Annotated in this window: 15 protein-coding genes; 8 read left to right on the top strand and 7 right to left on the bottom strand. The window is 45.2% G+C overall.

From position 1 onward, the window contains the following. Positions 1–326 precede the first annotated feature (326 nt). Both fadI and fadJ read left to right on the top strand, forming a co-directional pair. Complete coding sequence (gene fadI / locus DPF91_RS05355; protein ID WP_117233412.1) at positions 327–1634, top strand: acetyl-CoA C-acyltransferase FadI; 1308 nt, start codon at positions 327–329, stop codon at positions 1632–1634. Beyond that, the gene (gene fadJ, locus DPF91_RS05350; RefSeq protein ID WP_117233411.1) at positions 1634–3751 is read left to right on the top strand and encodes a fatty acid oxidation complex subunit alpha FadJ; all 2118 of its coding nucleotides are present in this window, start codon (positions 1634–1636) and stop codon (positions 3749–3751) included. Before fadI ends, fadJ begins: the two co-directional genes overlap by 1 nt. A gap of 226 nt (positions 3752–3977) precedes the next feature. On the opposite strand, the gene DPF91_RS05345 is transcribed toward fadJ, so the two are convergent. The 3 genes from DPF91_RS05345 to DPF91_RS05335 all read right to left on the bottom strand — a co-directional run bounded on the left by DPF91_RS05345 (position 3978) and on the right by DPF91_RS05335 (position 5700). Continuing rightward, positions 3978–4256, bottom strand: coding sequence for an Rdx family protein (locus DPF91_RS05345; RefSeq protein ID WP_117233410.1), 279 nt, complete (start codon positions 4254–4256; stop codon positions 3978–3980). Positions 4257–4325: 69 nt separating this feature from the next. Further along, positions 4326–4838, bottom strand: a complete 513-nt coding sequence (locus tag DPF91_RS05340) for a regulatory protein ToxS (protein WP_117233409.1) — start codon at positions 4836–4838, stop codon at positions 4326–4328. 13 nt (positions 4839–4851) lie between these two features. Then, positions 4852–5700 carry a winged helix-turn-helix domain-containing protein gene (locus tag DPF91_RS05335; RefSeq protein WP_117233408.1) on the bottom strand — a complete coding sequence of 283 codons (849 nt, stop codon included), beginning with the start codon at positions 5698–5700 and terminating at the stop codon, positions 4852–4854. Positions 5701–5983: 283 nt separating this feature from the next. Here DPF91_RS05335 and htpG point away from each other — a divergent pair, with 283 nt between their 5' ends. The 4 genes from htpG (at position 5984) to DPF91_RS05315 (ending at position 11462) form a co-directional block, all read left to right on the top strand. Further along, positions 5984–7885 carry a molecular chaperone HtpG gene (gene htpG / locus DPF91_RS05330; RefSeq protein WP_117233407.1) on the top strand — a complete coding sequence of 634 codons (1902 nt, stop codon included), beginning with the start codon at positions 5984–5986 and terminating at the stop codon, positions 7883–7885. Between the two features lie 328 nt (positions 7886–8213). Next, positions 8214–8858 (top strand): adenylate kinase, encoded by a 645-nt coding sequence (gene adk, locus DPF91_RS05325; protein ID WP_117233406.1) that lies wholly within the window; start codon positions 8214–8216, stop codon positions 8856–8858. A 177-nt stretch (positions 8859–9035) separates the two neighbouring features. Continuing rightward, positions 9036–9995, top strand: coding sequence for a ferrochelatase (hemH, locus tag DPF91_RS05320; RefSeq protein WP_117233405.1), 960 nt, complete (start codon positions 9036–9038; stop codon positions 9993–9995). 432 nt (positions 9996–10427) lie between these two features. Next, complete coding sequence (locus DPF91_RS05315; protein WP_241033762.1) at positions 10428–11462, top strand: chemotaxis protein; 1035 nt, start codon at positions 10428–10430, stop codon at positions 11460–11462. Between the two features lie 86 nt (positions 11463–11548). On the opposite strand, the gene asnB is transcribed toward DPF91_RS05315, so the two are convergent. From asnB to nagA, 4 genes are all read right to left on the bottom strand, one after another. Next, complete coding sequence (gene asnB / locus DPF91_RS05310; protein WP_117233403.1) at positions 11549–13213, bottom strand: asparagine synthase B; 1665 nt, start codon at positions 13211–13213, stop codon at positions 11549–11551. A gap of 225 nt (positions 13214–13438) precedes the next feature. Then, positions 13439–15019 (bottom strand): cation:proton antiporter family protein, encoded by a 1581-nt coding sequence (locus tag DPF91_RS05305; protein ID WP_117233402.1) that lies wholly within the window; start codon positions 15017–15019, stop codon positions 13439–13441. 72 nt (positions 15020–15091) lie between these two features. Beyond that, positions 15092–16306 (bottom strand): DNA-binding transcriptional regulator NagC, encoded by a 1215-nt coding sequence (gene nagC, locus DPF91_RS05300; RefSeq protein WP_117233401.1) that lies wholly within the window; start codon positions 16304–16306, stop codon positions 15092–15094. Between the two features lie 2 nt (positions 16307–16308). Further along, positions 16309–17445 carry an N-acetylglucosamine-6-phosphate deacetylase gene (gene nagA, locus DPF91_RS05295; RefSeq protein ID WP_117233400.1) on the bottom strand — a complete coding sequence of 379 codons (1137 nt, stop codon included), beginning with the start codon at positions 17443–17445 and terminating at the stop codon, positions 16309–16311. A gap of 484 nt (positions 17446–17929) precedes the next feature. On the opposite strand from nagA, the gene nagE reads away from it, so the two are divergent. Both nagE and glnS read left to right on the top strand, forming a co-directional pair. Beyond that, positions 17930–19489: an N-acetylglucosamine-specific PTS transporter subunit IIBC gene (gene nagE, locus DPF91_RS05290; RefSeq protein ID WP_117233399.1), complete on the top strand. Its 1560-nt coding sequence runs from the start codon at positions 17930–17932 to the stop codon at positions 19487–19489. Positions 19490–19825: 336 nt separating this feature from the next. Next, a complete protein-coding gene (gene glnS / locus DPF91_RS05285; protein WP_117233398.1) occupies positions 19826–21493 on the top strand; it encodes a glutamine--tRNA ligase in 1668 nt (555 codons plus the stop codon). Positions 21494–21512: the final 19 nt, after the last annotated feature.

Here is a 21512-nt window from a genome sequence, read left to right as displayed (position 1 = left end):
CTTTACTTTCTCCTAATCAGGAAACTGATTATTTTCAATTGGCGTTAATAGTTAATTGCTTTATAGATTCCAACCACACAGTTTTGTGTGGTTTTTTTTTGCCTAATTTTCAGTCCCTTAAGCCTATCACCCTTTCAAGCTCTCTGCTTGTGTCACGTTTATTTAAACACATGTTTGATGTTGATAACATTTTGATTACAATAATGTGGTCTGACCTCATCATTTTCCCTGAGAGTTCCAGATAATAATTTAGGTTAATCAACCCTAATTCGGTCAATCGACCTGAGATAAGCGAACTTCAAGATGGGATGCAATAAGGAGATAGAATGGGAATACAGGACGTGACTACGCGCTCGGGTGAGCGTGTTGCTGTTGTTGCCGGCTTGCGAACACCGTTTGCAAGACAAAGTACAGAGTTTAGCCAAGTGCCAGCGGTGGATTTGGGCAAGATGGTCGTAAGCGAAATGCTTGCTCGTACCAATATTGACCCTAAGTTGATCGACCAAGTGGTGTTTGGCCAAGTGGTTCAAATGCCAGAAGCGCCAAACATTGCGCGTGAGATAGTATTGGGTACTGGGATGAACATTCATACCGATGCGTACAGTGTGACTCGTGCGTGTGCGACCAGCTTCCAGGCTGCCGTGAACGTCGCCGAAAGTATTATGGCGGGCACGGTTGATATCGGTATTGCAGGTGGTGCAGATTCCTCTTCTGTATTGCCGATTGGTGTGTCTAAGAAACTGGCCGCTAACCTACTGGCGCTGAGCAAGACCAAAACCTTGGGTCAAAAGCTCAATATTCTCAAATCTCTCTCTGTTAAAGATCTCATGCCTGTGCCACCTGCCGTTGCTGAATACTCGACAGGTTTATCAATGGGCCAAACTGCAGAGCAAATGGCTAAGAGCCATGGTATTTCAAGGCTGCAGCAAGATGAGCTAGCACATCGCTCTCACAGCCTGGCGTCACAAGCTTGGAAAGAGGGCAAGATCCAAGATGAGGTGATGACTGCTTTCCCTGAACCTTACAAAAAATGGATCTCAGAAGACAACAATATTCGCCATGACTCAACGATTGAAGGCTACGCTAAACTGCGTCCAGCGTTTGACCGTCAGTACGGCAGCGTAACCGCAGCAAACAGTACTCCGCTGACAGATGGCGGTGCAGCGGTGATGCTGATGCGTGAAGGTAAAGCCAAAGAGCTGGGCCTTGAGATCATGGGCTTTATTCGTGGTTATGCTTTCTCTGCGATTGGGGTCGAGATGGATATGTTAATGGGGCCAACCTACGCAACAGCAGAAGTGCTCAAGCGAACGGGCCTTGAGCTGGATGACTTAACACTGATTGATATGCATGAAGCCTTTGCTGCTCAAGCACTGGCTAATGTGAAGATGTTCGCAAGCGATGAGTTTGCGCAGCAACACCTTGGTCGTGAGCGTGCGATTGGTGAAATCGATATGGAGAAGTTCAACGTGCTAGGTGGTTCGATTGCTTATGGTCACCCATTTGCAGCGACGGGTGCTCGAATGATGACGCAAACACTCCGAGAGCTAAAACGTAGAGGAGGCGGCTTAGCACTGAATACTGCTTGTGCAGCCGGCGGGTTAGGCGCAGCAATGATCTTGGAGGTGGAGTAATGAGCGAGCAAAAAGCATTTGAACTAAAGGTTGATACCAACAACGTCGCTTGGCTATCCATCGATGTTCCCAATGAAAAGATGAACACCCTTCAGGCCGCTTTTGCCGATGAGATGACCGAGATCTTTGCTCAACTTGAAGAGAGTAAAGGATCGATTAAGGGCATGGTTGTTCATTCTCTCAAGCCAGATAACTTCATAGCCGGTGCAGATGTACGCATGTTGGATGCCTGTCAATCAGCAGAAGAAGCGCAAGCATTGGCAACAAAAGGGCAGGAGATGTTCCAAACTCTCTCTGACTTACCTTTCCCTGTGGTTGCAGCGATTCATGGCCCGTGCCTTGGTGGTGGGTTAGAGCTGGCTTTGGCGTGTGATTACCGCGTGTGTACCGATTCAGAAAAAACGCGTTTGGGTCTGCCTGAAGTGCAACTGGGCTTGTTACCTGGCTCGGGCGGTACTCAACGCTTACCGCGCTTGATCGGCCTTCTGCCTTCTCTCGATTTGATTCTGACGGGCAAACAACTTCGAGCAAAGAAAGCGAAGAAGCTCGGTGTGGTCGATTCAAGCGTACCGCAAAGTGTGTTGCTGGATGTGGCTTTGAGCTTTGTTGAGAAAGGCAAAAAGCGCGCTAAAGCAAAATCGTCGATGAAAGAAACCTTAATGGCGAAAAACCAGCTTGGCCGTAAGGTGATTTTTGAGCAAGCAGCCAAGAAAACCAATGAAAAGACACGTGGTAATTACCCTGCTGCAGATGCCATTTTGGATGTGATTCGTCATGGTTTAGAAAACGGCATGACCAAAGGTTTAGCATACGAGGCGAAACGTTTTGGTGAGCTAGTGATGACCTCTGAGTCTAAAGCCCTGCGCTCTATCTTCTTTGCTACGACAGAGATGAAGAAAGAACACGGCAGCGACGCAGAGCCGAAGCAGGTTGGCCGCGTTAATGTGTTGGGTGGTGGCTTGATGGGGGCTGGTATCAGTCATGTGTCGGTTGCAAAGGCGAAAGTGCCTGTGCGCATTAAAGATGTGTCGAATGACGGTGTGTTGAATGCTCTCAAATACAACTACAAGTTGTTTGATAAGCAGCGAAAACGCCGTATTCTGAGCAAGGCGCAACTACAAAATAAAATGATGCAGCTGTCTGGTGGCATCGATTTTACCTCGTTCGAGCATAGTGATTTAGTGATTGAGGCTGTCTTTGAAGACCTAGCGCTTAAGCAAGCCATGGTCAAAGACGTCGAGACTCATGCTAAGGCTGAGACAATCTTTGCGACGAATACTTCGTCACTACCGATTGGCCAGATTGCTGAGCAAGCAGAAAGACCTGAAAACGTGGTTGGGTTGCATTACTTCAGTCCGGCAGAAAAGATGCCATTGGTTGAGGTCATTCCTCACGAAACAACCTCTGATGAGACTATCTCAACTGTGGTTGAATTTGCTCGTAAGCAGGGTAAAACGCCGATTGTGGTGAAAGACTGTGCTGGCTTCTATGTGAACCGTATTCTTGCACCATACATGAATGAGGCCGCGCAAGTGTTGATGGGTAACGAGCCGATCGAGCACTTGGATAGCGCGCTACTGAACTTTGGTTTCCCTGTTGGCCCAATCACCTTGCTCGATGAGGTAGGTGTTGATATTGGTGCGAAGATCATTCCAATCTTGGTGAATGAACTAGGCGAACGATTCAAAGGCCCAGATGTATTCGACACTCTGCTCAATGATGATCGTAAAGGTCGCAAGAGCGGCAAAGGCTTCTACACTTACAAGGGTAAGAAGAAAGAAGTCGATAAGTCAGTCTACAAGCTATTGTCTTTGACGCCTGAACAAAAAGCGAGTGAAAACGACATTGCGATGCGTTGTGTGTTGCCAATGCTCAATGAAGCCGTGCGTTGTTTGGACGAAGGCATTATCCGTAGCCCTCGTGATGGTGACATCGGCGCGATCTTCGGTATCGGCTTCCCACCATTCTTGGGCGGTCCATTCCGCTACATGGATAGCATCGGTATTGATACGCTGGTGGAGACGATGAACTCATACGCCGAGAAGTATGGTGATCGCTTTGCTCCATGCGATGGCTTGCTCACTCGAGCGGGCATCGGCAAGGGTTTTTATAGTTAATTAGGCTTAATTAGATAACTCGATCGCTTCGCTGCTGGAAAACTAGATATTTAGACTTTTAGCGCCGAGATAAAAACAGGGGTTGACGCTTTCACGTCAACCCCTATTCTGTCTCTAGCTCTCTAGCTCTCTAGCTCTCTAGCTCTCTAGCTCTCTAGCTCTCTAGCTCTCTAGCTCTCTAGCTCTCTAGCTCTCTAGCTCTCTAGCTCTCTAGCTCTCTAGCTCTCTATTTACTATCAACATGCCCCAAGTCACGTTCAGGTGCAATTATATCGCGAACACGCTTTTTCAGTTCCTTGGCTTCGGGAAAGCCACCGTCGCGCTTTCTTTCCCAAATCACGTTGCCATTGCAAATGATCTCAAAGCGACCACCTGTGTCCGGATGAAGGCTCACTGACTCTATTTCTTCACTAAAGGTATGCAATAGCTCTTGGTTTAACCATGATGCTCTTAGCATCCAGTTACATTGGCGACAGTAGTAGATGTGAATGGTCGCTTTATCCATTTAGCTCTCCCGATAGATATTAAAAAGGGAGCAATACGCTCCCTTAAATTATGTTTATCTTATCGACTCTTAGTTTGAAAACAAGATGTTTGAGCCGTGGTTCAAGCTGGTTAGCAGTAGCGCTTTGTCGTTGATGATATCGACACGACGGCTTTGCTCAGAATCCATCTTAAATACTTGAGTGATGAGCTTAAGCTGATCGGCACTAAAATCTTTGTTTTGGCTAGAAGAGACATCTTTGAACTCGATAGGAGAGATCAGTAGATAGTTGTCACTCAGTTCCCATTCACCCATCTCTGAGATGTTGATGATGCTGTTTGCATCTTCATCTTGGCTGTAAAGCTCCATCATGGAAACTCGAATGTAGGTACCGTTCGGTAGGTATTTTACATTTGAGGTAACATTTACCTTGCGCAATGGCCCAACAACTTCTTGTTTATCTTCAGTCAGGTAAGTCACCATTCGTGACTGCCATTCTTTTTCGGTAAGTACTTGTTCTACTTTGATATCGCTACCCCAGTACAACCAAGCACTGAAGAGTACTGATAGACCTAAAAGGATTTTTGCAGTTGATATTTTCATCTAAGTTACCCTTTTAGTTACAGATCTGGCTTAGGTCAGTTTGTTCAAAGAAGAAGCGAATGGTCGTGTTTTCTACTGAGTACTCTGCAGAGTGCACGTAGTTAAGAACAAGTTGGTTGTTCTGACCACCCGTAGCGATCACTTCTACCGGCTTAAGATCGCCAGTGTTCACTTCGTTATAGCGCTCTACACAACGCTCGATTTGAGGTAACCAGCTCGAAAGGTCAGGTTGACTTTCCGGAGTGCGGATCGGTGTCCCATCGTACTCTGCGATTTGCTTGAAGCTGGTTGAGACTGGCTCTGGCATCAACATAACGAAAAGCGGTAATAAAACAGCGATTAGCACGAGAGCAAACATCGTCTTTTTGCTCTCTGGTGCTGGCTTAGTTGCTACAGTTTGTGGTGCAGTGGAGGCTTCTACGTTTACATTGTTTGCAACGGATGCTTCTGATACTGGAGTGCCATCTGCATCGTGTGCTTGAAATTCGTTTACTGCTTCATCCTGACCACTAAGCGGGGCTGCGCGCTCCACCGTTGAGATCAACATATAGCCACGCTTTGGCACAGTTTTGACAAACTGAGGTGACTTTGTCGAGTCTTTAAGCATTTTACGCAGTGTAGAGATTGCCTGTGTCAAACTTGAGTCGTCGACCTGAAAACCTTGCTTGCGCCACACGAACTCGTGTAGCTCATTACGAGTAATTACCTCATTGGGCTTCTCGGATAGCATCAGTAGTATGCGGCTCTCATTACTTCCTAGTCGTACTACTTCATTGTCACTCTGCTGATCCGTTAGCGAGTTACTATTTGGGTCGAACACAAAGCGGTTCGCAATAATAAACTTGGTACCAATGTTACTCATAGAGGTCTTCTTTTTAGATGTTTTTTATAATGGTATTAATAAGTTACATACAAAGTTATAATGTAACTAATAACTAAATATAGTGCGTTTTTATGATTTTAGAGGAACAGGATAATTAAAATTTTCTAAAAAAACAGTGTATTTACGTTTATTGACCTTGAATTTACATTTCTCAGCCTCACTTTAGAAGTTAAATACTTCTGTAGCACAGCTTAATGCTGCAGTATTCAATTGGTTATCAATACCTGGAATTGGTCATACATTTGCATGTTTTGGAGAAAAAATGAGCGAAACGGCAACGAATAACAAAGAAACTCGTGGCTTTCAATCTGAAGTAAAACAACTGCTTCATTTGATGATCCACTCTCTTTATTCAAACAAAGAGATCTTTCTACGTGAGTTGATCTCAAATGCATCGGACGCATCAGACAAGTTGCGCTTCCAAGCACTATCAAACGCAGATCTATATCAAGGTGATGCGGAGCTAGGTGTAAAGTTATCTTTTAATGAAGAAGCAAACACACTGACGATTTCTGACAACGGTATCGGTATGAGCCGTGACGACGTTATTGAGCACCTAGGTACGATTGCTAAGTCAGGTACAGCTGAATTTTTCTCAAAGCTTTCTGAAGATCAGTCAAAAGATTCTCAATTGATCGGTCAATTCGGTGTGGGTTTCTACTCTGCGTTCATCGTGGCTGACGCGGTAACCGTTCGCACTCGTGCTGCAGGTCTAGACGCTTCACAAGCAGTGCAATGGCACTCTGAAGGTGAAGGTGACTACACCATTGAGGACATCTCAAAAGAGTCTCGTGGTACTGACATCGTTCTTCACATGCGTGAAGAAGGCAAAGAGTTCTTGAACGAGTGGCGTCTGCGTGAAGTGATTAGTAAGTACTCTGATCACATCGGTATCCCTGTTTCTATCCTGACTAATGTTCGTGATGAAGAAGGTAAAGAGACGGGCGAAACTAAGTGGGAGCAAATCAACAAGGCTCAAGCACTTTGGACTCGCAACAAGTCAGACATCAATGGAGACGAATACAAAGAGTTCTATAAGCACGTTTCTCATGATTTCGCTGATCCTCTTGTGTGGAGCCACAACCGCGTTGAAGGTAAAAACGACTACACAAGCCTGCTTTACATTCCATCTAAAGCACCTTGGGACATGATGAACCGTGACCATAAGTCTGGTCTGAAGCTGTATGTACAGCGTGTATTCATCATGGACGATGCTGAGCAGTTCATGCCATCTTACCTGCGTTTTGTGCGTGGTCTGATAGATTCAAATGATCTGCCGCTGAACGTATCTCGTGAAATCCTGCAAGATAACAAGGTCACTCAGTCACTACGTAGTGCGTGTACTAAGCGTGTTCTGACTATGCTGGAGCGCATGGCGAAGAATGACGAAGAGAAATACCAAGAGTTCTGGAAAGAGTTTGGTCTTGTTATCAAAGAAGGCCCGGCTGAAGATATGGCAAACAAAGAAAAGGTTGCTGGTCTTCTGCGCTTTACATCTTCTGATGTTGACTCTTCTGAGCAGACAGTTTCTCTTGCGCAATACATTGAGCGTATGAAAGACGGTCAGGATAAGATTTACTACCTGACTGCAGACAGCTATGCAGCAGCGAAAAACAGCCCACACCTCGAGCAGTTCAAAGCGAAAGGAATCGAAGTAGTACTAATGTACGATCGCATCGATGAGTTCCTAATGAACTACCTGACTGAGTTCGATGGTAAGCAATTCCAATCGATCACTAAAGCGGGCCTTGATCTGAGCAAGTTTGAAGACGAGCAAGAGAAAGAGAAGCAAAAAGAGACAGAGGAAGAGTTTAAGTCTGTGGTTGATCGCACTAAGACTTACCTTGGTGACCGTGTTAAAGAAGTACGTACTACCTTCAAGCTTGCGACGACGCCAGCTGTTGTTGTAACGGATGACTTTGATATGGGTACTCAGATGCAGAAGCTTTTAGAAGCGGCGGGTCAAGCAGCTCCAGAAGTGAAATACATCTTCGAAATCAACCCAGAGCATCCTATGGTTCAACGCATGGCTGATGAAGCTGATGAAGAAGCGTTTGGTCGCTGGGTAGAAGTACTACTTGGTCAAGCAATGCTAGCTGAGCGCGGTGCAATGGAAGACCCATCACTGTTCTTAGGTGCAATGAACAAGCTTCTAGCAAAATAATATCACTCGAAGAGCTCGCTTAGGCGGGCTCTTTCTTTTTAGTGGTTTCATTCTTTAGTCTTAACGCAAATTTTAAGCAACTCACTTATGTTAAACTAGTTGCTCAGGTTGCATTGAAACTTGAATAACCGCGTCAAGGTGTGTATTTTGTCACGCTTTGATATTAGACCTGAATGGTCGTGTTATACCGAAACTTATCGTTTGCGTGCAGTGAAATGGTTGGAAATACCCTTATCTTGTACAAGCAGATTTTTCTGTGCTGATAGATTCGCTGTCATCACTAATTGTGAGCTTCGGTATAAATCATTAATTTTTAAGAGGAATCAACATGCGCATCATCCTTCTAGGTGCTCCAGGTGCAGGTAAAGGCACACAAGCAAACTTCATCATGGAAAAATACGGTGTTCCACAAATTTCTACTGGTGACATGCTACGTGCAGCTATCAAAGCAGGTACAGAACTTGGCAAGCAAGCTAAAGCTGTAATCGACGCTGGTCAGCTAGTTTCTGATGAAATCATCCTAGGTCTAATCAAAGAGCGTATTGCTCAAGACGATTGCGCGAAAGGTTTCCTACTAGACGGTTTCCCACGTACTATCCCTCAAGCAGACGGCCTAAAAGAAATGGGCGTTGACGTAGATTACGTTGTTGAAATCGATGTTGCTGACGATGTGATCGTTGAGCGCATGGCAGGTCGTCGTGCTCACCTAGCATCAGGCCGTACTTACCACGTGGTTTACAACCCGCCTAAAGAAGAAGGCAAAGATGACGTTACGGGTGAAGACCTAGTTATCCGTGAAGATGATAAGCCAGAAACAGTACGCGCACGTCTAGGCGTATACCACGAGCAAACGGCTCCACTGATCTCTTACTACGGTAAAGAAGCTGAAGCGGGCAACACTAAGTACCTGAAATTCGACGGTACTAAGCAAGTTGCTGAAGTAAGTGCAGAGCTAGAAAAAGCACTTAGCTAATAAAAAGCCCTTTGCGAATAAAATCGAAGCCTTAATTCTGAGCAATTAGGCTTATGAAGTTCTTAAAAGCGACTGTTTACAGTCGCTTTTTTTATTTTTAGCTCATAAAATCGAAAGACGAACAGCAACGTATAACAACGTTCAACAACTGCAACCACCAGGATAATACTCGCCATTATGAGCCAAGGAAAAAAATCAGGGGTTCTACTTGTTAACCTCGGCACGCCAGATGCCCCAACTGCACCGGCTATTAAGCGCTTCTTATCTGAGTTTCTACACGATCATCGCGTGGTTAATCTAAGCCGATGGCTATGGTGTCCACTGCTTCATGGAGTGATCCTGCCGATTCGCTCACCAAAGGTCGCGAAATTGTACCAAACGGTGTGGATGGAGGAGGGCTCTCCACTGTTGGTTTACTCGCAGCGTCAGCAACAGAAGTTGGCTCAGGTTGTCGATATGCCAGTTTCGTTGGGTATGACTTATGGTAACCCGAGTGTGTTTGTTGGTTTACAGTCGCTCCTAGAGCAGGGTGTTGAAGAGGTTATTGTTCTACCTCTATACCCACAGTACTCAGGCACAACGACCGCTGCGGTTTCAGATGCGTTAACACGTGCATACAAGAAGATGCCTGTATTGCCTCATTATAAGTTTGTTCGTGATTACTATGAGCACCCTTTGTATATCAAAGCATTGGCTGAAAGCGTGCGTAAGCATTGGCAAGAACATGGTCAATCAGATTATCTACTGTGTTCATATCACGGTATTCCAAAGCGCTTGGCTGACGAAGGCGATATCTATCCTCAGCACTGTGAACGTACGACGGAACTTTTGGCGCAAGAGCTAGGGCTCGATGAATCTAAGATTGGTATGAGCTATCAATCTCGCTTCGGAAAAGAAGAGTGGTTGAAACCTTACACAGACAAAACCCTAGAAGAGCTACCAGGCAAAGGTGTTAAGTCGATCTCTATCATCGCCCCTGCCTTTTCGTCAGACTGTCTCGAAACGCTTGAAGAGATCTCAGAGCAATGCAAAGAGACCTTTATCGAGGCTGGTGGCGATAACTTCACCTACATTCCATGTTTGAATGACGATGATCTGCATATCGAAATGATGGCGGATATAGTTGGGAATGTGTAGGGGTAGGGCGGATTTTGTCTTCCTTAGATAGCTAGATCGCTTCGCTGCTGGAAAACTAGATATCTAGATTCTTCCAAGAATACGAAATAGGGGATTGACGTGTAAACGTCAATCCCCTATTTTTTCTCTAGCTCTCTAGCTCTCTAGCTCTCTAGCTCTCTAGCTCTCTAGCTCTCTAGCTCTCTAGCTCTCTAGCTCTCTAGCTCTCTAGCTCTCTAGCTCTCTAGCTCTGAAACTCGCGAAAACCACCATAATCTCATAGCAACTTTCCTGCCTTCTCGCTTACACTACGGTCCTATTTTACTTTCGATGTGCGTAACTATGCGATTCCGCTCTTTATTTTAATTGTTACTCTTACCTCTAGCCGGTTGTTCTTTATTGGAAATAAAGCTCGACAGCCAGACAACACCTTTGACTCAGCAAGAGCTCAATATGCGCTTGTTAACGCGTGAGTATACCCAGCAGTTCTTCTCCCAAGTGGAACAGTCTGCCGACCACATATCAGAGCAGTACGATGCACAAGACAGAGTACATCAATCTTATGTTCTGCTGTGGAAGATAAACGCTCAAGAAGGGATGCAGCAGGCGGCTTATCAGGTTTCTCCAATGGCGGCGCTCATCGATGCATGGGTTTTCACCGAGCAAATGAATCAGTATTTTGATTCGGGTGCTGGTGCTGACTTATTTGACGGTGATAGCGTTCAGGGAACGTCTTCTTTGCTTGCTCAAGATATTGAAGGCTTAGCTAAGGGCTTGTTAAAGCAAAGTGATTTTGAAACCACGAAATCATTTGTTAGCCAGTTTGCTCAAGATAACCCATTTTTGGAATTGAGTTTTATTCGAACTCCAGCATACCGGGCCTGGTTAGAGGCGAATCAAATCAGTGAAGATCAAGTCGTGTCCACTTTAGGTACAATGCCTGAAGCTCTAGGGGATGTTTCAGATCGATTGAGTCTAGTGTCTGAACAAACGCCAAAGCTGATGACGTGGAAGGCGCAACTTATCGCTTTGAATAGTACTGTGAGTGGTGAGCAACTGAATAAAACGCTAGAAAGCTTGCAGGCGACCTCGCGCTCGTTCCAAGATTTTGTGGAGAACAACCCTGAATACATGGAAGAGCTTGCGCGTCAGATGAATGCTCAATTAGCGCCCTTGGTGGAACAGATCGATTCGCGAACAGAGAGCCGCATTGAGCAACTGAGCGAAGAGCGTCAGGCACTAGAGAAAATGGTTGCACGCGAGCGTGCTGAGATTGCACAGATCATTAGTAAAGAACGTGCCAAGTTCACTCAAGACATTGACCAAATGTCGCAGGACGTTGTCGCGTTGGCGATTGATAAGCTGATCGAACTGATCAAGAGCACCATTATTTACTTCATACTGTTCATTGTCGCGATTTTCTTTGCACCGTTGGGGCTTGGCTACATGTTAGGTAAACGCAGTGCTTCGAAGGTTAAAGCCAGTTAATCGTAGCAACCTGTTAGTTATCTCAAGTAACAACAAGGCCTAGCTAAATAGCTAGGCCTTAATTTTGATATCGAGTAAATCAGATTTTAGTAAGCGTCGTTATGAACACTTTGAACAGCACGACCTGATGGGTCCGCCATGTTCTTGAATGATTCATCCCACTCAATCGCTTTTGCTGAAGAACAAGCAACAGATGGACCACCCGGTACACACTCAGCTGCCGATGGCAGTGGGAACAACTCTTCGAAGATTTCACGGTAAACGTAACCTTCTTTGGTTGTCGGTGTGTTGTAAGGGAAGCGGAATGATGCTGATTCCATTTGTTGGTCAGTGACTTTTGCTTCAGCCACTTCTTTCAGAGTATCGATCCAGCTGTAGCCAACACCATCAGAGAACTGTTCTTTTTGACGCCATGCGATCGCTTCAGGTAGGTAATGCTCAAAACACTCACGTAGGATGTGTTTTTCCATCTTACCATTGCCACACATTTTGTCTTCTGGGTTTAGGCGCATCGCTACGTCAATGAACTCTTTATCTAGGAAAGGTACACGACCTTCGACACCCCAAGCCGCTAAAGACTTATTCGCACGAGCACAGTCAAACATGTTCAGAGCCAGTAGCTTACGTACAGTCTCTTCGTGGAATTCTTGCGCGTTTGGTGCTTTGTGGAAGTATAGGTAACCACCAAAGATCTCATCAGCCCCTTCACCAGAAAGAACCATCTTGATGCCCATGGCTTTGATCTTACGGCCCATCAAGAACATCGGTGTTGAAGCGCGGATAGTGGTCACATCGTAGGTTTCGATGTGGTAAATAACATCACGAATCGCATCCAAGCCTTCTTGGATTGTGTATGTCATCTCATGGTGAACCGTACCGATTTGCTCAGCAACTTCACGCGCTGCCTTTAGATCAGGTGCGCCTTCTAGACCCACTGCAAATGAGTGCAGTTGTGGCCACCAAGCTTCTGACTTCTCATCATCTTCGATACGCATTGCAGCAAAGCGTTTTGCTACCGCTGAAGTGATCGATGAGTCTAGACCACCAGAAAGAAGCACACCGTAAGGAACGTCGGTCATTAGCTGACGCTTAACTGCAGCTTCTAGAGCTTCAGTCAGCTCTTCTTTGCTGGTTGAGTTGCCCTGAACCGCTGCGTATTCATTCCAGTCGCGAACGTAGTAGCGCTGAGGCTCTGCATCTTTTGAACCATAGTAGCTGCCCGGAGGGAACTCACTTACGGTTTTACATACAGGCACAAGCGCTTTCATTTCTGAAGCGACGTAGTAGTTGCCGTGTTCGTCATAACCTTGGTAAAGCGGGATGATACCGATATGGTCTCGGCCCACAAGGTACTCATCTTTCTCTTCATCGTACAGGACGAATGCAAAGATGCCATTGAGCTCTTCCAGTAGGTCAGCGCCCATCTCTTGGTAAAGCGCTAGGATAACTTCACAGTCTGAATCTGTTTGGAATTCATACTTGCCTTCGTAACGAGCACGAAGTTCTTTGTAGTTGTAGATCTCGCCGTTTACCGCAAGGATGTGCTTCTTGTCTTGGCTGTAAAGAGGTTGTGCACCACTATTTACACCAACGATAGCTAGACGTTCATGGGCAAGGATTGCGCGCTCAGATGAATAGATGCCAGACCAATCCGGTCCGCGGTGACGTAATTTTTTAGACATTTCTAATGCGAGTGGGCGAAGTGCCGATGCATCGCTCTTAATGTCTAAGATTCCAAATACTGAACACATATTTAAATCCTTTTAAATGGAAAGTTTTTAACCGATGAATTCAATTTGCCATTATCAATAAAAAAAGCAACCCAATGTAAGAAATTAAATCACTCAATTTGACCATTGATGAACAATTTCCATATAAATTGCGATTTTGGTAAATGAATTCTAATTCGTGTTTATTTATGCACCAAATCGACCTGATTGAGGCCAACTTGGTGCGTAGAACTATTTTTCGTAGAGCTATTTGAAGTTGGGCTTGAGCTGCTCACAAACATGGCGAGCAAAACCGCTGCCGGCTTCGTTATAGATGTTAAAGGCCGCGTCGACACCGTGCTCTTGGAGCGTGTCTAACTGGTCCGGGTATTCTGCGATCGCGGCAATTTGTCCTTTAAAGTCGCGAGCTTGCAATAGTTCCAGGGCGGATTGGTTACCTTGGTGGTGCGGCATAGCAAGCAGTACCAGCTGAATATTTTCTGTGTTGAGGATGCGCTCCCAAAAGTCTGGGTCGGTCGCGTCACCACAGATAACATTGCGCCCTAGAGACCGATGCTCTTTAGCGGTATCTTCTCGAACTTCGATACCTAAGCTGATCTTGCCATAGCGTGAACGGAACTCATCATAGGCACCTGTGCCGATGCGACCCATACCCAGAATCAACACTTGAGCATGCCCCGGGTTAATGCGCTGATCGCGGATGTTCAATGATTCTGCAGCCGCTTCTTTTAGCCATTTAGAGGAGCGCTGATAAATGTTGTGACCCTTGCGATTAATAGGGGAAGCGAGAACAAACGATAAAGAGACCGCGATTGCTAGTGCAACCATTAGGTCGCCACTCATCCAACCCATTTTGAATGCAAGTCCACCTACAATCAGGCCGAATTCGCTGTAGTTAAACAGAGCCAGCGAAGCCAGCAATGACGTACGCACGCGGAACTTAAAGGTGTTGATGATAAGAAAATAGAGTAGGGCTTTAACCGGAAGCAGCAACATGAAGATAATGGCTAGCAAGAAACCATCTAAGGTAGGTTGAGCTGATAGACCAATGTTGAGGAAGAAACAAACAAGGAACAGCTCTTTCAAGTTGAATAGAGACTTAGAAAGCTCTGATGCCTTTCGGTGTCCTGCAAGCAACATACCTAAGATAAGTGCACCAAGGTCGGGTTTGACACCAACGAACTCAAATAGGCCAGCGCCTGCAACAAGTGCTAGGAAGATACCGGATAGCACAAGCATCTCACCGTGACCAACCTCATCGAGAATCTTAAATAAAATCGGGCGAGCAAATGGCAGAGCGAATAGCGCAATAGCGTACCACTCGGGAATTTTTCCAGTAGAAGCAGTTAAGAAGACAACAGCAAAGATGTCTTGCATGACCAAGATACCAATAGCCAAGGTACCGTAGGTTGCATTCATCTCACCTTTCTCTTGCAGAGTTTTCACCGCAAATACAGTACTTGAGAAAGAGAGCGCAAAGCCAAGCAGAACGATTTGGTCGATACCCATGCTGGCCATTGATGAAACGCCAAGCAGTTTAAGTGCGAGTATAGCAAGGGTAAAAAAGGCGGTAGAAAGAAGATTATGCGCCGTCGCACCTGCCCAAATTTCTTTGGAGAGTAGTGTTTTTATATCGAGCTTTAAGCCGATAGTGAAAAGCAAAAGAGTAACACCAAGGTCAGCGAGAGTAACAATAGTGTCGCTACTATTAAAACCAAAGTGATGAAGAACAAAACCTGCACACAAAAAACCAACAAGAGGAGGAAGGTTGACCTTAAGAGCTATAAAGCCCATAAAAAATGCGGCAGAGATTAAAACAATTTCCATATATGAAGTATCTCTAGAAGATATAAAAAAGGTCGTGAATTCACGACCTTACTATTGAACAGTTTTTTTGGGTTACTCTTCAAGTAGTTTCTGCAACAGAACGCCGTTTAACATTGCTCGCTTAATCATTGAGAATGCCCCCATAGTCGGTTGGCTATCGATAGTAGACGCAACGATAGGAAGGCCGGTGTGGAACGTCGTTAGAGATTGGTTTTCTACATTTCGACGAATCGCCGGGAATACAATGTCTTGAGCGATAGTAATATCACCCGCAATGATGACCTTTTGTGGATTAAATAGGTTAATTGTCATTGCGATGGCTTTACCAAGCTGATTCCCCACACGTACAAGGCTCTGTTTTGAGAGCTCATCGCCATTCACGGCATGCTGGCATACATCTGTAATGGTGACGTCATCTAGTGTGTTTAGGCTTGAGTCATAGCCTTGTGCCATTAGCTTCTTCACATGAGCCACGATCGCAGGGTTTGCGGCTACGGTTTCTAGGCAACCAAAGTTACCACATTGGCACTGTTCACCTAGAGGGTCGATCTGTATATGACCAATTTCACCTACATTGCGATTATGACCTAGGAATACCTGACCATTTACGATAATGCCTGCACCAGTACCACGGTGAACACTGACAAGAATTGAGTCTTGGCAATCTTGGCTCTCACCAAAGTAGTGTTCAGCTAAAGCCATACCACGTACATCGTTACCGACGAAACAAGCCAGCTTAAACTCTTCAGTAATAATGTCGCTAAGAGCGAGCTTATCAATATCGGTGTTTGGCATGTATTCAACAACACCGGTTTCTGGGTTCACCAGACCAGGTAGTACGATGCCAATCGCAATAAGTTGTTGAATAATCGGTTCGTTAGCTTGGATGAAATCTTTGAGGTGACCAAGTAGGCCTGTAACCAGTTCATTTTGGTTCTTGTAAACCAGCTCGTGTGAAACGGTCGCTAGCTCTTTAGCCCCAAGATCGTAAAGGCTAATTTGAATGTAATCGCGGCCAAGACGAACTGCGATTGAATGGAAAGGCTGAACTTCAGTTGTCAGAGATATTGCTCGGCGACCACCCGTTGAGGCTTGCTGAGCAACTTCTTTGATGAGGCCTTTTTCTAGTAGTTGGCGGGTGATTTTCGTAACGCTAGCAGGAGCCAGTTGGCTAACATCTGCAATTTGGATTCGCGAAATTGGTCCTTGTTGATCAATAAGGCGATAGACCGCTGCCCCGTTAAGTTGTTTAACTAGATCTACGTTACCGATTTGTCCGCCATTCATATTTAGTTCTGCTCGTATTGTCCGTTAACTATTGTCGCTTGGACGTTGAAGTCACGGTCAAATACAGTCAGGTTAGCTACCATGCCTTTTTTGATAAGGCCTAGTTTATTGTCAACGCCGATTGCTTTTGCTGGGTATAGCGTAGCCATACGAAGTGCTTCGTCCAATGCGATATGTGCGTGCTCAACAGTGTTTTGTACTGCTTCAATCATTGTTAATGCTGAGCCGCCTAGTGTGCCATTTTCATCAACACACTTACCGTCTCTGTAATATACTTTCTTACCGACAAAAATAAAGTAATCCATGTCAGCACCTGCAGGAGCTGTGGCATCGGTCACTAATACAAGCTTTTCGCCTTTGATTTTGTGTGCAATACGGATGTTTGCGTAATCAACGTGGAAACCATCTGCGATGATACCGGCATAGACCTCTGGAGTATCGTAGATAGCACCAACAACACCAGGTTCACGACCTACCATTGGTGTCATTGCATTGAATAGATGGGTTGCGAAGGTGATACCAGAAGCAAAGCTCTCGCGCGCCTCTTGATATGTCGCGTTAGTATGGCCAATAGAAACCACGATACCCGCATCTCGCAGACGCTCAATGTGCGAAGGGTCGTTATGTTCCGGAGCAAGAGTCACTTTTGCGATTAGGTCAGCATTATCACATAAGAACTCAACCATGCTGTCATCAGACGGGCGGATATAATCAACGCTATGAATACCTTTCTTCGCAACGTTTAAGTATGGCCCTTCAAGGTGCAGACCAAGGGATTGGTTCTGATACTTGTTGTGATATTCACGAGCAGCTGCAATCGCTGCACGCATATCTTCGTCAGAAGACGTAATCAGGGTTGGAAGGAAGCTAGTACAACCTGATTTCAGATTTGCTTGGTGCATGATTTGCATGGTGTCAGCTGTGATTTCGTCGTTCAGCATCACACCACCACAGCCATTTAGCTGTAGATCAATAAAGCCAGGGCTTACGTTTGCACCCTTCAAATCACGAGTTTCTAAATCTTGAGGAAGTGCATCCACTGCGCAAATTGACTGGATGTTGTTGCCTTCAATGATGATAGCGTGGTTAGTCAGGACATCGTGACCAGTATAAATTTTACAATTCGTTAGCGCGTACATGGTTGCTAATCCTTCTATAGGTAATTTTCTAAAATTCTTGGGGACCTATTGAATGTAAGGAGGCATAGCCTACAACTTACTTTGATGAATTCAATTAGATCGATAACTTGTATTGTGCAGCAAAATATCTAAACGAGGTATTTGGTAACTTTCTGATTTTTCGAAGATAGCTTTCGGAACTATCTATTATTACTGGTTGTTAAGCTTCAACCTTTTACCTGCATCACAAAAAAAAGAGTAACACACACTCGTTTGAGCAGATAAATTTTAACTATATCATCTCATTTTTTCGCATAATAAAATAAGTTTTATGATCTCGCTAGCAAAAACCTTGGTTTTTGGCTAAATCTGGTGATTATGATCACAAATGAGACGGTTTTAATTTGCGGAGCGAAATTATTGTCATAAACTGAACAGGACTAAATTGAGGAGCTAAAAAAAGTTCCTCGAACCAAATTATAAAATCCTATAGGGGGAACAACAGGTGAATATTCTTGGATATGCACAGAAGCTAGGTAAAGCGTTAATGCTTCCTATCGCGACACTTCCGATTGCGGCGCTTCTACTACGTTTGGGTCAAGGCGACCTTTTAGACATTCCATTTATGGCGCAAGCTGGTGGAGCAATTTTCGGTAACCTTCCACTTCTATTCGGTCTAGGTATCGCAATTGGTCTTTCTAAAGACGGTAACGGTGCAGCAGGTCTTGCTGGTGCGGTCGCTTATTTCGTTCTTACAGCAACAGCGACAACAATCAACGCAGACGTGAACATGTCTTTCTTCGGCGGTATCTTTGCAGGTATCATCGCAGGTCACTGTTACAACGCATTCCACGCGACTCGTCTTCCTGAGTGGCTAGCGTTCTTCGCAGGTAAGCGTCTTGTTCCTATCATGGCAGGTCTATTTGCTCTAGTAGCAGGTGCGATCTCTGGTGTGGTATGGCCTGGTGTTCAATCTGGTCTTGATGCACTTGCACACGCAGTTTCAACTTCTGGTGCAATTGGTCAATTCGTATACGGTACTCTTAACCGTGCTCTTATCCCTGTTGGTCTTCACCACGTTCTTAACTCATACTTCTGGTTCGGTATGGGCACGTGTCAAGAAATCATCGTAGCTGGTTCTGCTGGTTTCGAAGCATTCAACCAACTATGTGTTGACCCAGCTCTAGCTAAGACTCTAGTTGTTGGTCAAGAATACACATTCGAATTTGCTAACTCTGTAAACCCTGAAATCACTGCAGTGGTTAAAGAAGTAACTGAAACAGTTAAGTCTGGTGACCTACACCGCTTCTTCGGTGGCGATAAAGGCGCTGGCGTATTCATGAACGGCTTCTTCCCTGTAATGATGTTTGGTCTTCCAGGTGCTGCACTAGCAATGTACCTAGCAGCTCCAGCTGAAAAACGTGGTCAAGTTGGTGGTGCACTATTCTCAGTAGCATTCTGTTCTTTCCTAACAGGTATCACTGAGCCGCTAGAATTCATGTTCGTATTCCTAGCTCCAGCACTATACGCAATGCACGCAGTATTTACGGGTCTATCTCTAGTTGTTGCTAACATGTTCGGCACACTACACGGCTTCGGTTTCTCTGCTGGTCTAATCGACTTCGTACTGAACTACGGTCTTGCTACTAAGCCATTCGTTCTACTACTAATCGGTCTAGCATTTGGTGCTCTATACTTCTTCACATTCTCTTTCGCAATCCGCGCTTTCAACCTGAAGTCGCCTGGTCGTGAAGGTGACGACGAAGATGCGCCAGCAGGCAACGAAGAAGCAGCGAAAGGTGACCTAGCTCGCCAATACCTAAAAGCTCTAGGTGGCCACGAGAACCTAACTTCAATCGACGCATGTATCACACGTCTACGTCTAACTCTAAAAGATCGCTCTGTTGCTGACGAAGCTGTTCTTAAGAAACTTGGTGCAAAAGGTGTGGTTAAACTAGGCGAAAACAACCTACAGGTTATCCTAGGCCCACTAGCTGAAATCGTTGCTGGCGAAATGAAAGCAATCGGTTCAGGTGAAGACCTATCTGACGTAAAACTTCCTTAGTCGCTAATCAAGCCCACTAAGTAAGATTAGAATCAAAAGCCTCCCTCTCGGAGGCTTTTTCAGTTTTCGAGCCTTAATTGATATTTAGGAACTAGGGTTTGGGAAGTGAGTGGAACCTCATTGATTCGGATCTTTTTACTCAAATCTCAGTCCGCCTCTTTCCCCAAAATCAATGCTTGCCTTATCTTTGCTCTAAAGATCAGCGAATAGACGAAATATTGTTAATTTACTGTCGGTACGTATTGTCTAATCCACTAGAATTGTGGATCATTACGGGCAATGATCTCTGAACTCTCAGAGAGATGAATTTACTGACAATACTACGAGGTGCTATAGATGAGTGAAGCTGAGGCTCGACCATCGAATTTCATTCGCCAAATCATTGATAAAGATTTAGCGGATGGCAAACACACAAGCGTGCATACTCGATTTCCGCCAGAGCCAAACGGCTACCTGCATATCGGACACGCTAAATCTATTTGCTTAAACTTTGGTATTGCTCAGGACTATCAGGGACAGTGTAATCTTCGTTTTGATGACACTAACCCTGAAAAAGAAGACGTAGAATACGTTGAGTCAATTAAGAATGATGTAAGTTGGTTAGGCTTCGATTGGTCTGGCGATATTTGTTACTCGTCAAACTACTTCGATAAGCTATACGAATATGCAGTGGAATTAATTAATAAAGGCTTAGCGTATGTTGACGAGCTAAGTCCAGAGCAGATTCGTGAATACCGCGGCACATTAACGTCGCCAGGTAAGCTAAGTCCTTACCGCGATCGTTCGCCAGAAGAAAACCTAGCGTTGTTTGAAAAGATGCGTGATGGCGGTTTTGAAGAAGGCAAGGCATGTCTTCGTGCGAAGATCGACATGGGTTCATCGTTCATGGTTATGCGCGATCCTGTGCTTTACCGTGTTCGTTTCGCTGAACATCACCAAACAGGTGACAAGTGGTGCATTTACCCTATGTACGACTTCACGCACTGTATTTCTGATGCACTTGAAGGCATTACGCACTCGATCTGTACGCTAGAGTTTCAAGATAACCGTCGTCTATACGACTGGGTATTAGACAACATCACTATCGATTGCCAACCGCGTCAATATGAGTTCAGTCGCTTGAACCTAGAATACACAGTTATGTCTAAGCGTAAGCTTAACCAACTGGTGACTGAGAACCTAGTCGACGGTTGGGATGACCCTCGTATGCCTACGATCTCTGGCCTCCGTCGTCGTGGCTTTACTCCGGCATCTATTCGTGAGTTCTGTAAGCGCATTGGTGTAACTAAGCAAGAGAACATGATTGAGTTTGGTTCTTTAGAGTCTTGTATTCGTGAAGACCTAAATGAAAATGCTCCTCGTGCTATGGCTGTTCTTGATCCAGTTAAGATCGTTATCGAGAACTATGATGCGGATAAGGCTGAGACGCTGACTATTGCGAATCACCCAAACAAGCCAGAGATGGGTACTCGTGACGTGCCATTTACGCGTGAAGTATTCATCGAGCGTGAAGATTTCCGCGAAGAAGCGAACAAGAAGTACAAGCGCCTAGTGCTTGGCAAAGAAGTTCGTTTACGTGGTGCTTATGTGATTAAAGCTGAGCGCATTGAAAAAGATGCTGAAGGCAACATCACAACTATCTTCTGTTCTTACGATGACGAGACACTTGGTAAGAATCCAGCAGATGGCCGTAAAGTGAAAGGTGTAATTCATTGGGTATCTGCAACGCAAGGTGTACCTGCAGAGATTCGCCTATATGACCGTTTATTCACGGTAGAAAATCCAGCTGCGGCAGATAACTTTGCTGAGACGATCAACCCAGAATCTCTAGTGAAAGTAGAAGGTATTGTTGAACCTAGCCTAGCATCCGCTGAAGCTGCACAAGGCTTCCAGTTTGAGCGTACTGGATACTTCTGTGTTGATTCAAAAGAATCAAGCGCAGAGAAGCTCGTATTCAACCGTACCGTTGGTCTACGTGATACTTGGGCGAAGATTGAAGGTTAATCACTTCTATCTGCTCTAG

The organism is Vibrio maerlii, assembly GCF_003415655.1.
Classification (GTDB): Bacteria; Pseudomonadota; Gammaproteobacteria; order Enterobacterales; family Vibrionaceae; genus Vibrio; species Vibrio maerlii.
The sequence above is the reverse complement of the archived record's forward strand: the minus strand, read 5'-3'. Positions and strand labels throughout refer to the sequence as shown.